The organism is Rhodopseudomonas rhenobacensis, assembly GCF_014203125.1.
GTDB lineage: Bacteria > Pseudomonadota > Alphaproteobacteria > Rhizobiales > Xanthobacteraceae > Rhodopseudomonas_A > Rhodopseudomonas_A rhenobacensis.
Window position 1 is genome coordinate 190,647 of record NZ_JACHIH010000001.1, and the last position, 12,389, is coordinate 203,035.

Annotated in this window: 11 protein-coding genes; 3 read left to right on the forward strand and 8 right to left on the reverse strand. The window is 66.7% G+C overall.

Translation table 11 applies throughout. The annotated features are described in order from the left end of the window. The first annotated feature begins 65 nt into the window (after positions 1-65). Together HNR60_RS00910 and HNR60_RS00915 are read left to right on the forward strand one after the other, a co-directional pair. Positions 66-737, forward strand: coding sequence for a DUF938 domain-containing protein (locus HNR60_RS00910; protein WP_184253268.1), 672 nt, complete (start codon positions 66-68; stop codon positions 735-737). A gap of 126 nt (positions 738-863) precedes the next feature. Continuing rightward, on the forward strand, positions 864-2,084 hold the full coding sequence (locus tag HNR60_RS00915; protein WP_184253270.1) for an MFS transporter: 1,221 nt from the start codon (positions 864-866) through the stop codon (positions 2,082-2,084). Positions 2,085-2,272: 188 nt separating this feature from the next. On the opposite strand, the gene HNR60_RS24000 is transcribed toward HNR60_RS00915, so the two are convergent. The 8 genes from HNR60_RS24000 to HNR60_RS00950 form a co-directional block, all read right to left on the reverse strand. After that, a complete protein-coding gene (locus HNR60_RS24000; RefSeq protein ID WP_246432761.1) occupies positions 2,273-2,401 on the reverse strand; it encodes a DUF2474 domain-containing protein in 129 nt (42 codons plus the stop codon). Further along, a complete protein-coding gene (gene cydB, locus HNR60_RS00920; RefSeq protein ID WP_184253272.1) occupies positions 2,398-3,414 on the reverse strand; it encodes a cytochrome d ubiquinol oxidase subunit II in 1,017 nt (338 codons plus the stop codon). The genes HNR60_RS24000 and cydB overlap by 4 nt, the downstream gene beginning before the upstream one ends. Next, a complete protein-coding gene (locus HNR60_RS00925) occupies positions 3,414-4,823 on the reverse strand; it encodes a cytochrome ubiquinol oxidase subunit I (RefSeq protein ID WP_184253274.1) in 1,410 nt (469 codons plus the stop codon). The genes cydB and HNR60_RS00925 overlap by 1 nt, the downstream gene beginning before the upstream one ends. Positions 4,824-5,169: 346 nt before the next feature. Beyond that, positions 5,170-5,370, reverse strand: a complete 201-nt coding sequence (locus tag HNR60_RS00930) for a hypothetical protein (RefSeq protein ID WP_184253276.1) — start codon at positions 5,368-5,370, stop codon at positions 5,170-5,172. A 143-nt stretch (positions 5,371-5,513) separates the two neighbouring features. After that, the gene (locus HNR60_RS00935; RefSeq protein WP_184253278.1) at positions 5,514-6,125 is read right to left on the reverse strand and encodes a sigma-70 family RNA polymerase sigma factor; all 612 of its coding nucleotides are present in this window, start codon (positions 6,123-6,125) and stop codon (positions 5,514-5,516) included. Positions 6,126-6,331: 206 nt separating this feature from the next. After that, positions 6,332-7,072: a response regulator gene (locus HNR60_RS00940; RefSeq protein WP_184253280.1), complete on the reverse strand. Its 741-nt coding sequence runs from the start codon at positions 7,070-7,072 to the stop codon at positions 6,332-6,334. Beyond that, positions 7,069-8,817 (reverse strand): ATP-binding response regulator, encoded by a 1,749-nt coding sequence (locus HNR60_RS00945; protein WP_184253282.1) that lies wholly within the window; start codon positions 8,815-8,817, stop codon positions 7,069-7,071. The genes HNR60_RS00940 and HNR60_RS00945 overlap by 4 nt, the downstream gene beginning before the upstream one ends. Continuing rightward, positions 8,787-10,760: a sensor histidine kinase gene (locus HNR60_RS00950; protein ID WP_246432772.1), complete on the reverse strand. Its 1,974-nt coding sequence runs from the start codon at positions 10,758-10,760 to the stop codon at positions 8,787-8,789. Before HNR60_RS00950 ends, HNR60_RS00945 begins: the two co-directional genes overlap by 31 nt. 304 nt (positions 10,761-11,064) lie before the next feature. Between HNR60_RS00950 and ugpB the strand changes: the two genes are divergently transcribed. Then, on the forward strand, positions 11,065-12,369 hold the full coding sequence (gene ugpB, locus HNR60_RS00955; protein WP_184253284.1) for a sn-glycerol-3-phosphate ABC transporter substrate-binding protein UgpB: 1,305 nt from the start codon (positions 11,065-11,067) through the stop codon (positions 12,367-12,369). Positions 12,370-12,389 lie beyond the last annotated feature (20 nt).

Sequence of the window (12,389 nt, forward strand, 5' to 3'; positions counted from 1 at the left end):
CCCCGGAATGACTCTTCACCTTTGTTTGAGGGCAGCTTAGCTCGGGAATGCGCTAGCAAGGTCCGATGCCTGAGATCCCCGTCGAATTTGGTCAACAAGCACGCGGCGACAGCTGTGGCCGGCTCGACGCCGCCGCGTTCCACCGCAACCACGCGCCGATCTGGGAAGCGTTGGCGCCATTGCTCGGCGAGCAATCCGGCGACGTGCTGGAGGCCGGCAGCGGCACCGGCCAGCACGTCATCGCCTTCGCAAGGCAAACCCCGCGCATCACCTGGTGGCCGAGCGATTTCAATCCGGCGCATCTGACCAGCATCGCCGCCTGGCGTACGCAGGCCGGGCTCGCCAATGTGCGTGAGCCGCTTGCGATCGATCTATCCGATCCGGCCTGGCGCCCGCAGCTGCCGGACGGCAGCGGGCCCGGGCCGCTGCTCGCGGTGTTTTCCGCCAATGTGGTGCACATCGCGCCGTGGCGCGTCGCCGAGGGGCTGTTCAAAGGCGCCGCGCGCCATCTTCGCGACGACGGCCACTTGATCCTGTACGGACCTTTCAAGCGCGACGGCGCCCACACCGCGCCGAGCAACGCAGCCTTCGACCACAGCCTGCGCGCCACCAATCCCGAGTGGGGCGTGCGGGATCTCGCCGAACTCGAAGCGCTGGGGCGCGTCCGCGGCTTGATCTTGAGCAACATCGTCGCGATGCCGGCGAATAATCTGCTGCTGGTGTGGTCGCGCGGCTGAGGCGGTGCGATGCCGGCGCATGACCGCGCCCGCCGGGCGTCGGTTGGATTGCCGAACCGTCAAGCCTATAGTGCGCGGCAATCGATGCGGCCGGAGGGGGAACCGGACGACAAAGCGGACGAACCGATGGTGGACGCAATCATGATCGACGAAGCCGCCGGCGATGCGCGGGCGCGGTCGAATCTGTTGCGGCTCGGCATCGCGCAGGCGCTGACCGGCGCCAATGCGGCGGTGATCTTCGCCACCGGCGCGATCGTCGGCGCCACGCTGGCGCCGGACGCCGCGCTCGCCACGCTGCCGGTGTCGTTTTATGTGGTCGGCATGGCGGCAGGCACGCTGCCGACCGGCGCGATCTCGCGGGCGTTCGGCCGCCGCATAGCCTTCCTGCTCGGCGGCGGCTGCGGCGCGCTGTGCGGCGTGCTCGCCTGTTTTGCCATCCTGCACGGCTCGTTCGCGATGTTCTGCGTCGCCACCTTCCTCGGCGGGCTCTACGGCGCGGTGGCGCAATCCTATCGCTTCGCCGCCGCCGACGGCGCCAGCGTGGCGTTTCGGTCGCGCGCGATCGGCTGGGTGATGACCGGCGGCATTTTCGCCGGCGTGATCGGTCCGCAGCTGGTGCAATGGACCATGGATATCTGGCCGCCTTATCTGTTCGCCTTCAGTTTCGCCACCCAGGCGGTGGTGGCGCTGATCGCGATGGCGGTGTTGGCCGGGGTCGACGCGCCGCGGCCGAAACCCGCCGAACTCGCCGGCGGCCGGCCGCTATGGCAGATCGCCCGGCAGCCGCGCTTCGTCATCGCGGTGATCTGCGGCGTGGTGTCCTACGCGATGATGAACATGGTGATGACCTCGGCGCCGCTGGCGATGCAGATGTGCGGGCTCACGATCAGCGATTCCAACACCGGGATTCAGTGGCACATGGTGGCGATGTATGGCGCGAGCCTCATCGCCGGGCCGATGATCGCGCGGTTCGGCGCCGCGCGCACCGCCGCGGTCGGGCTGCTGCTGGAGGCGCTCGCCGCGGCAATCGACCTGTCCGGCGTCACCGCGCTGCATTTCTGGGCCGGGCTGATCGCGCTCGGCGTCGGCTGGAATTTCGGCTTCGTCGGTGCCTCGGCGCTGGTGCTGGAGACCCACCTGCCGGCGGAGCGCAACAAGGTGCAGGCGTTGAACGATTTCCTGGTGTTCGGGGTGATGGCGCTGGGCTCGTTCGCCTCCGGCGGCGTGCTGGCTCTGTACGGCTGGTCGACGATCAATTGGGTGGTGTTTCCGCCGGTGCTGCTGGCGCTGGCGGTGCTGGGATTTGCGGCGTGGGGCCAGCGGCGCGCGGTGCCGCACGGCTCATGAATATTTTGCGCGGGTCGTCGGCCTCGCCGCGAAGCCGGCTGCATCCGATTGCCTCGTGTCCCGGACAAGGCGCGCGCCAGCGCGCCGCAGAGCCGGGACCGTTTCAGATGCCGCGGTCCGTAACGGCCCCGGCTCGTCCACGCCGCTGACGCGGCGTCGGACGTCCGGGGCACGGGATTTCATCGGCTTTAATGCGGCGCGATCCACAGCCGCAGGATGAATGACACCAGCCCCACCGCGCCGACGCCGGCGGCCCACAGTGCCACGAACCACAACATCCGCTTCGCCAGCGGGCGCGGGCGATCCGGCGGGATCAATGATAGCCGCTTTCGGCATTGACCTTGCCGCGAAACACCCAATAGGCCCAGGCGGTATAGATCAGGATGATCGGCACCAATATGGCGACGCCGACCAGCATGAAGATCTGGCTGTTCTCCGGCGCCGCGGCCTGCCAGATGGTGATGCTGCGCGGCACGATATAGGGCCACATCGAAATGCCGAGCCCGGCATAGGCCAAGGCGAACAGCGTCAGCGACAGGAAGAACGGCCGGTAGTCCTGCCGGTTGGCGAGGGCGCGCAGCAGCAGCACGGTGACGCCGGCGACCGCGATCGGCACCGGCGCGGTGGCGAGCACGTTGGGCCAGGCGAACCAGCGCTGGGCGTATTCGAAATTCAGGAACGGGGTGGCGATCGACACCGCGCCGATCGCGATCAGCATCGCGATCAACAGCCACCAGCTTAAGCGATAGGCCTCGTCGCGCAATTCGCCCTCGGTCTTCATCACCAGCCAGGTAGCGCCGAGCAGGCTGTAGCCGGTGACCAGCGCCAGCCCGGTGAGAATCGAGAACGGCGTCAGCCAGTCCCACCAGCCGCCCGCATAGGCGCGGCCTTCGACATGGACGCCCTGCAGCATGGCGCCGAGCGCCACGCCCTGCGCAAATGTCGCCAGCAGCGAGCCGCCCGCAAAGGCGATGTCCCAGCGGTTGCGCTCGCGCTGGGTGCGCCAGCGGAATTCGAACGCCACGCCGCGAAACACGAGGCCAAGCAGCATGATGATCATCGGCGTGTAGAGCGCCGGCATCAGCACCGCATAGGCCAAGGGAAACGCCGCGAACAGCCCGCCGCCGCCCAGCACCAGCCAGGTTTCGTTGCCGTCCCACACCGGGGCGACGGAGTTCATCATCACGTCGCGATCGGCCTTTTTCGGAAACAGCGGAAACAGCATGCCGAGCCCGAGATCGAAGCCGTCCATCACCACATAGACGAACACCGCGAACGCGATGATGAAGGCCCATACCGTGGCCAGGTCGACGTCGACGCCCAGTCCCATCAGTTGAACCTCCGGCTGGCGATCGCGGCCGGCGCCGGCGTGATGCCGGCGGCGCGCGCCGGGGTGTCGCCGCGCGGGCCCTGTTCGCCGTGATGCGGCGGTTGTTTCATCAGCCGCAGGATGTAGACGGCGCCGGCGATGAACACCGCGAAATACACGATGATGAAGGCGATCAGCGACGAGCCGACCGCCGGCGCCGCCAACGGCGACACCGAGTCAGTCGTGCGCAACAATCCGAACACCGTGAAGGGCTGCCGCCCGGTCTCGGTGGTGACCCAGCCGGCCAGCACCGCGACGAAGCCGGCCGGACCCATCACCAGCGCGTAGCCGTGCAGCAACCGCGAGCTGAACAGCGTGCCGCGCCACCGCGTCCACAGGCTGAACAGGCCGAGCCCCAGCATCAGGAAGCCGATCCCGACCATGATCCGGAACGACCAGAACGTCACCGGCACCGGCGGCCAATTTTCCCGCGGCACCGTGTCCAGGCCGGCCAACGGCGCATCGAGCGCGTGCTTCAGGATCAGCGACGACAGTTTCGGGATCTGCAGCGCGTAGCGCACCACCGCTGCATCCTGGTCCGGCAGCCCGAACAGGATCAGCGGCGCGCCTTCGGGATGGCTCTGGTAATGGCCTTCCATTGCCATCACCTTGGCGGGCTGGTGCTCCAAGGTGTTGATGCCGTGCTGGTCGCCGGCGAAAATCTGCAGCGGCGCCACGATGGTCGCCATCCACATCGCCATCGAGAACATCACGCGGGGACCCGACTTGTGGGAATCCCGCATGAGGTGGAATGCACCGACCGCGCCGACCACCAGAGCAGTCGTAAGGTACGCCGCCAGCACCATGTGCACGAGGCGATAGGGAAACGACGGATTGAAAATCAGCTTCAGCCAATCGGTGGCGACGAACTGGCCGTCGGCATTGATGGCGTAGCCGGCCGGGGTCTGCATCCAGGAATTCGCCGACAGGATCCAGAACGCCGAGATCAGCGTGCCGATCGCCACCATCAGCGTGGCGACGAAATGCAGCTTGTGGCCGACCCGCTCCAACCCGAACAGCATGACGCCGAGGAAGCCCGCCTCGAGGAAGAACGCGGTCAACACCTCATAGGCCATCAAGGGACCCAGCACCGGGCCGGTCTTGTCGGAAAACGCCGACCAGTTGGTGCCGAACTGGTACGACATCACGATGCCGGAGACCACGCCCATGCCGAAGGCGATGGCGAAGATCTTCAGCCAGTAGTTGAACAGGTTGATGTAGACCTCGCGTTTGGTCCACAGCCACAGCGCTTCCAGCACCGCGAGATAGCTGGCGAGCCCGATCGAAAAGGCCGGGAAGATGATGTGGAACGACATCGTAAACGCGAACTGCGCCCTGGCGAGCACCACGGCGTCGAAATTTTCAAACATCCAGCGCACCTGTCATTCGAAGCTTGCGGTCTAACACGCCTGGTGCGGCGAACCCATCGGGCGAGGTGTCGCGCGTGCGGCGCACCAATCGACGGGAACCCGGCAGGTTCCATCGCCGGCGCGGGATGCAGGCATGCCCGAGCCCGGCATCCTTAGTCGGGCCTTGGTGGAATCTCTCGGATGCGGTGATCCGGCGGTCGACGGGCCCGAGGTCAGCGCCCATTCCCGCCCGCAAAAGCAAGCCGACCCGGACGGGGGCGCGTCCGGGTCGATGGAGGTCGATGATTGAAATGTCGATCGTGCTTAAATCTTGCTCGTCAGAAAATCGCTGGTCACTCGAATGAAATCAGCGGGCGGCGACGTCGCCGTCGAAAGCGATCACGCAGACCTCGGCGGGGCTGGTGCGGCTGCAGTCCACCACCTGGCGAACCATCATGCTGCCGCCGTCACGCGGCGCGCGTTGCGGCGCGTTCTGGCTGGACAGCGTCGCCAGCGTGCAGATCGCGCCGAGCGGGATGATGAAAGAACGAAGACTGGGCTTCAGCATGATCGGCTCCTCTGCTTGGCATTGACGATGATCGATGTAGCAGCGACGTCTTTCCGGGCGATGTCGCCGATTGTTTCAATTGTGTCGTTGCTGTTAGCTTCCGCTAATTTCCGGCCCCGGCGCGCCGCCGCGCCGACGATTTCTCACGCCGCCAGATTCTCGATGCCCTGGCTTTTCAGCAGTTCGGCCAGCTGCTTGCGGGCATAGAACATCCGCGTCTTCACGGTGCTGGACGGAATGCCGATGATCTGGCCGGCCTCTTCCACCGACTTCTCGTGATAGTAAACGAGGGTGATGATCTCGCGATGCGCCGGCGACAGCTTGGCCACGCAGGCGCGCAGGATGGCGTTGGTGCGGCTGCGGTCCAGCGCGGCCTCGGGTGTCTCGGCACCATCGGCGATCTCCAGCACGTCGTCCTGGTCGAGATCTTCGTGCTGGCGTTGCCGCAAAGCGGTCAGCGCCTTGAAGCGCGCGATCGACAGCAGCCAGGTGGAGACCTGGGCGCGGCCCTCGAACTGGCCGGCGGTGCGCCAGACGTCGAGGAACACCTGGCTGACCAGATCCTCCGCCACCGAGGCGTCGCGCACCATCCGCAGGATGAAGCGATAGACCCGGACATTGTGCCGGGCATACAGCGTGTGCATCGCCGAACGATTGCCGGTTGCGATCTCGCCGAGCAACATCTCATCGGTGGTCGCCCGCGCGGCGACGATGCCTTGGCGGCCGGCGTGGTTAAGGGCGATGACGTTCTGCATGACGGGCTCCCGTTGATCACCGCTAGGGGCGATTTCGTGGGGAGCATTACTAGTCAGCACGCGTTTCAGGACGTCTGCGCCAAAACCCCAAAATGGTTTCGTGAGCAATCAGAATTGTTTCGCGCGCCGCGCCGGCACGAAACACTGCCGCTCATAAGTGTGCAAAATCAGTGGGTTTATTCCCGATCGTCGCGGCAGCAAGGCGCTCAGGCGCGCTCGCCCGAGGGCGAGAACAGGTAACCGCCGCCGCGAATGGTGCGGATCACCGCCGGTTTGGTGGGATCCGGCTCGATCTTGCGCCGGATCCGCATGATCCGCAGGTCGACGGCGCGGTCGAAGGCTTCGGCGTCGCGGGCGTTGGCCAATTCCAACAGCCGTTCGCGGGACAGTACCCGCTTCGGGTTGGCGGCGAACACTTTCAGCAGGCCGAATTCCGAGGCGGTCAGCGGGTGCTCGTTGCCATCGTCGTCGCGCAGCGCCTGCGCCTCGAGGTCGAGCCATTTGGTACCGAACCGCACCAATTGCTGCTTGGCTGGCGCGACGGCGGCCACGGCGGCGACCGGCACCGGCTTGGCCGGCGCGCTCCGCCGCAGCACCGAGCGGATCCGCGCCATCAATTCGCGCAATTCGCAGGGCTTGGCGACGTAGTCGTCGGCGCCGAGTTCGAGCCCGACCACGCGGTCGATCGGGCTCGCGGTGGCGGTCAGCATGATCACCGGAACGTTGGTGCGGGCCTTGAGATCGCGGATGATCGACAGCCCGTCCTCCTCCGGCATGTTGAGGTCGAGCACCACGAGATCGGGCACCGCCTGTTCGATCGAGGCGCGCAAGCTGGCGCCGCCGTCGCACAACGTCACCGCAAAGCCGTGCATCTTCAGATAGTCGCCGACCATTTCGCGGGCCGGCGCCTCGTCGTCGACGACGATGATGTGCGGGTTCTGGCTCATGCGCCCACCGCTGCCGCCGGCAGCGTGATGGTGAAGCTCGCGCCCTCGCCCGGTCCGGCGCTGTCGGCGCTGACCTTGCCGCCGTGCATATCGATGATCTTCTTGACGATCGACAGCCCGAGCCCGGTCGAGCTTTCGCCGGCGGTCGGCTTGGCGGACAGCCGCTGGAAGCGGCCGAACAGCCGGCCGAGATCTTCCGGCGACAGTCCGGCGCCCTGATCGGTGACGCGGATCACGGTGTTGTCGCCGGCGCGGTCGACCAAGAGCGCGATCTTGCCGCCGATCGGGCTGTATTTGATGGCGTTGCTGACCAGGTTGTCGATCGCCTCCCGGATCCGATCGGAATCGCACACCGTGACCTGATCCTGCGGCGCCGACACCGTGATCTCCTGCTGCTTGTTCAGCGCCAGCGGCCGGTTGGCCTCGGCGACCTCGGTCACCAGCGCCGAGATGTCGACCGGCTCGCGCCGGATGGTGATGTCGAAGGCATCCGCCATGGCGTCGGAAATCAGGTGATCGACCATCGAGGTCAGCCGCTTGGTGGCGTCGCGGATGTGTTCGACCTGGGCGCAGACGCTGTCCTTGGAGGCGTCGGCGCCGATCAGTTCGGTGAGCATTTCGGTGCGGCCGAGGATGACGCCGAGCGGGTTCTTCAGGTCGTGCGCCACGGTGCCGAGGATTTCGTTCTTGAAGCCGTTGGCGCGCTGCAGCCGCAGCCATTGCGTCGACAGCCTGCGGTTGGCCTGCGACAGCGCCCGGGTGCGCTGCGCGACGCGGTCCTCGAGCTGGGCATTGGCATGGTTGAGCTGCTGATAGAGGATCACATTGTCGAAGGCGATCGACAGCCGGCTGCCGAAAATCTCCACCAGCGCGCGGTCGGTGTCGGACAATTCGCGCTCGGCCTGCAGCAGCACCACCACCTCGCGGCCTGAGCCGGTGCGGACATAGAGCACGGTGCGCTGATCGTCGAATTCGTGCTTGCGGCGGCGGAACGCGGCCTCGACCATGTGGCGGACGTCGTCGTCCAACGCGCCGGGGCCGCAACTGCCGATGAAGCGGCGGTAGCAGCCGGAGCCCGCCAGCACCGCGAAATCGTCGCTGATTTCGCCGCCGTCGCGCAGCACCAGGATGCCGGCGCAATCGACATTGAGCAGCGAGGCGATCTGGGTCAGCACGCCCTCGGCCAGCCGCTGCATCGACTTGAAGTCGTACAGCGTCGAGGCGGCGTCGATGATGATCTCCAACCCGCGCCTGGTCTGCACCATCCGCTCGAGCTGCTGATAGCTGCGCAGCGCCGCGGTCAGCGAGGTGAACAGCTTGTCGGCGGTCAGCTCGGTCTTGGCCTTGTAGTCGTTGATGTCGTAATCGACGATCACCCGGCGCTCCGGCGCCTGCCCGGGCTGGCCGGTGCGCAGGATGATGCGCACGGTCTCGTTCTTGATGTCGTTGCGGATATATTCCACGAGGTCGAGCCCGGCGGCATCGGTTTCCATGATGACGTCGAGCAGCACCGCGGCGATGTCGGAGTGCTCGCGCATCAACACCCGGCCCTCCGCCGCCGAATAGGCCGACAGGATCTCCAGGGTCTGGCCGTTCAGGCAATAGTCGCTGAGCGCGAAGCGGGTGCCGTCATGCACCGCCTGATCGTCGTCGATCACCGCGACTTTCCATTTTTTCGCCGACGACGGCTCCGGCGCGAAGCCGGTGTCGTCGATCAGTTGGAGGACATCGTCCTGGTCGGCCATTGCGGGGTCCCGTCGCTGTCGGTCTCGGCTGGTGCGGCGCCGCCGGTCGCGGCGCGCGGCATGATAATGCGAAAGATGGTACCTTGTCCCAGCCTGGATTCCAGCATCATCCGGCCGCCGAGCTGCTGAGTGACCAGATTATAGACGATGTGCAGGCCGAGCCCGGTGCCGCCCTCGTTGCGCCGGGTGGTGAAGAACGGATCGAACGCCTGGCGCTGCACCTCCGGCGTCATCCCGATCCCGGTGTCGGCGAAGGTGATCTCGATGTCGTCGGCGCCGCGCGGCCGCGCCGAAATCGAAATGCCGCCGGCGCGGCCGGCCGGGAAGGCGTGGTTGACGGCGTTGAGGAACAGGTTGGTGAGAATCTGGCCGTAGGAGCCCGGATAGCCGTCGATCACCAGACCTTCGGGAACATCCAGCGACAGCGTGATCGGCGCCCGCTTCAACACCGGCCGCAGGCTGGCGACGATCTGGTTGGTGGCCTCGGCGAGGTTGAACTGCCGCCGTTCGGCGTGCGAGCGGTCGACCGCGACCTGCTTGAACGACTGGATCAGCTCGGCGGCGCGCTGCAGATTGGCCATCAGCTGCTGGGCGGCGTCCTTCGAGGTGCGGACGAAGTCGTCGAGCTGCGAGCGGCGCAGCGGCGTCGCGGAATTCAGCTCGGCCTCGAACTGCCCGGCCTTGCGGACGAAGGACGACGCCACCGTCAGGCTGATGCCGATCGGATTGTTGACCTCGTGGGCGACGCCGGCGACCAGCCCGCCCAGCGCCGCCAGCCGCTCGGCGTCGATCAAATTGCGCTGCGCGGCATTGAGCTCGAGCAGCGCCCCTTCGGCCTTCTCCTTGGAGGCGCGCAGATCGTCCTCGGCCCTGCGCTTGTCGATGGCGTTTTCGCGAAACACTTCCACCGCGCGGGCCATCGCGCCGACCTCGTCGCGGGCCGAGGTACCGGCGACGCGGCGATCATAGTCGCCTGAGGTGATCGCCTGCATCGAGCGCATCAGCTGCTGCAGCGGCCGGCGGATGCTGAGCGCGATCACGATCCCGGCGATGACGATGATGCCGAGAAAGATCACCGCGATCCACATCACCTGGCGGGAAATCGCCCGCAGCGTGCGGGCGAAGGTCTCCTGCGCCTTCTGCTCGCGCTGCCGCATCTTGACCGACAGCCCGTCGATCGCCCCGATGGTGGCGGCCTGGCTGGCGTCGATCGAATTGCGCAACAGATCGGTGCGGCTGACCAGCTGCGTCGAGAGCTGGCCGAGCCCCTCGCGCAACGCCTGGGTGCGGCTCTTCAGCCGCTCCAGCGCCATCCGTTGCAGGTCGTTGTCGGCGAATTCGATCATCACCGGGATGGTGCGCTCGATGGTCTCGGTGTTGGCGCGGGCCTGTTCGGCGGAGGCGGTGGACAGCGACAGGTAGTAGGAATTGGCGGCGACCAATAGCGCGGTGAAGGCCTCGCGCGACCGCCCGAGCGGCGGCCAGATCGCCGCCTCGCGCCGCCCGGTCGCGCCCTCGATGATCGAATAAAGCCCCGCCATGTCCTTGGCGGGCGCCAGCACCTGCTCCTGATAGGTCTTGGTGATGGTGGCCTGCAGCGCCCGCAGGTCGCCGAAGCCGTTGAGGAAGCGCTCGGTGACGCGCTCCAGCTCGTCGACCGAGCCGGACAGCATCGGGTCGGTCGAGGCGCGGCTGGTCAGGGTGCCGAGCACCGCCTCGCGCAGCAGCAGGATCTCGGCGAACAGCTCCGGGCTCGGCTGGTTGATGTAGCGGTGGATCAGGTTCTGCAGCCGGCCGGTCTCGCTTTCCAACAGCGCCAGGATCTTGTCGGATTCCCGCACCTGGCGGACGTCCTCCCAGGCCGAGCCGAGCACCTGGGAGCCGCTCCAGATCAGCCCCGCCAGCACCAGCACCACCGCGGAATTCAGCGCCGCGATCGACATGATGCGCCAGCGGATCGGCACCGCCCGCACCAGCCTGACCAGGCCGCTGCCGCTCAGCGTCGTCCGTCGGGCGGAGCCCTGCTCCGGCTGCTGCGTTACCGGGTCCAAATCAACTCACCTTGCCTCGCGCGGTCCGCGGCCCCGCCCCGCGCGCGGTGATCGCGGCGGGACGCAAGTCGGCTGGACACGGACGAGCACAGTTTCATATGGTTTACGTCGATCGAGCGGATAATAAGGTTTGCCAATCTAGCAGACTGTCGGAATTGGCCAATGGGAGGCGGCGCTGAGCATCCGGTCCAAGGTCTTGCAGGCGGCACTGGCGCTGGGGCTGTTCGGCCTGGCCGGGGCCTCGCCGGCCCACGCGGTGGTCGAGGTGGCGTGGTGGCACGCCATGTCGGGCCAGCTGAAGCTGCGGCTGGAGCAGCTCGCCGCCGACTTCAACGCCAGCCAGGCCGAATACCGCATCGTGCCAAGCTACAAGGGCAACTACACCGAAACCGTCACTTCGGCGATCTTCGCGTTCCGCTCGCATAGCCAGCCGGCGATCGTGCAGGTCAACGAGATCGGCACCGCCACCATGATGGCGGCGAAAGGCGCGGTCTATCCGGTGTTCGAGCTGATGCGGGACGAGCAGGAGGCGTTCTCGCCCGCGGCCTATCTGCCGGCGGTGACCGGCTATTACACCGACATCGACGGCAACATGCTGTCGTTCCCGTTCAACGCCTCGACGCCGATCCTGTACTACAACAAGACGTTGTTTGGGCGCGCCGGGCTCGATCCCGGGCAGCCGCCGAAGACCTGGCCGGAGGTCGGCGCCGCGGCGAAGCGGCTCTTGGCCGCAGGCGCCGCCTGCGGCTTCACCACGTCGTGGCCATCCTGGATCAATATCGAGAATTTTTCCGCCTATCACAATCTGCCGCTCGCCAGCCGGTCGAACGGGCTCGGCGGCCTGGATGCGGTGCTGACCATCGACAATCCCACGGTGGTGCGGCACATCGCCCAACTGGCGGAATGGCAGACCAGCAAGGCGTTCGACTATAGCGGCCGCGCCACCACGGCGGAGCCGCGCTTCCAGAAGGGCGAATGCGCGATCTTCATCGGCTCTTCGGCGACCCGCGCCGACATCCTGGCCAACGCCAAATTCGAGGTCGGCTTCGGCATGTTGCCGTATTGGCCGGACGTCGCCGGCGCGCCGCAGAACACCATCATCGGCGGCGCCACGCTGTGGGTGCTGCGCGGCCGGCCGAGCGAGGAATATCGCGGGGTGGCGAAATTCTTCGGCTATCTGTCGCAGCCGGAGATCCAGGCGGCCTGGCATCAGAACACCGGCTATCTGCCGATCACCCGCGCCGCCTATGAGCTGACCCGGGCGCAGGGCTTCTACGATCGCAATCCCGGCACCGATATCTCGATCGAACAGATCACGCTGAAGATGCCGACAGAAAATTCCAAGGGGCTGCGGCTCGGCTCCTTCGTGCTGATCCGCGACGTCATCGAGGACGAGCTGGAGCAGGCCTTCGCCGGCAAGAAATCCGCCAAGACGGCGCTCGGCTCCGCGGTGGAGCGCGGCAACCGGCTGTTGCGGCAGTTCGAACGCGCCAATCCGTAGACCGCGGGGCGGCGCCGGCC

What these genes read in the sequence shown, in the direction of transcription:
- HNR60_RS00915 (WP_184253270.1), top strand. Translation starts at nt 864, where the DNA reads ATGGTGGACGCAATCATGATCGACGAAGCCGCCGGCGATGCGCGGGCG.
- HNR60_RS00935 (WP_184253278.1), bottom strand. Translation starts at nt 6,125, where the DNA reads ATGCAGAACGTCATCGCCCTTAACCACGCCGGCCGCCAAGGCATCGTC.
- HNR60_RS00930 (WP_184253276.1), bottom strand. Translation starts at nt 5,370, where the DNA reads ATGCTGAAGCCCAGTCTTCGTTCTTTCATCATCCCGCTCGGCGCGATC.
- HNR60_RS00925 (WP_184253274.1), bottom strand. Translation starts at nt 4,823, where the DNA reads ATGTTTGAAAATTTCGACGCCGTGGTGCTCGCCAGGGCGCAGTTCGCG.
- HNR60_RS00945 (WP_184253282.1), bottom strand. Translation starts at nt 8,817, where the DNA reads ATGGCCGACCAGGACGATGTCCTCCAACTGATCGACGACACCGGCTTC.
- HNR60_RS00950 (WP_246432772.1), bottom strand. Translation starts at nt 10,760, where the DNA reads ATGTCGATCGCGGCGCTGAATTCCGCGGTGGTGCTGGTGCTGGCGGGG.
- HNR60_RS00910 (WP_184253268.1), top strand. Translation starts at nt 66, where the DNA reads ATGCCTGAGATCCCCGTCGAATTTGGTCAACAAGCACGCGGCGACAGC.
- HNR60_RS00940 (WP_184253280.1), bottom strand. Translation starts at nt 7,072, where the DNA reads ATGAGCCAGAACCCGCACATCATCGTCGTCGACGACGAGGCGCCGGCC.
- cydB (WP_184253272.1), bottom strand. Translation starts at nt 3,414, where the DNA reads ATGGGACTGGGCGTCGACGTCGACCTGGCCACGGTATGGGCCTTCATC.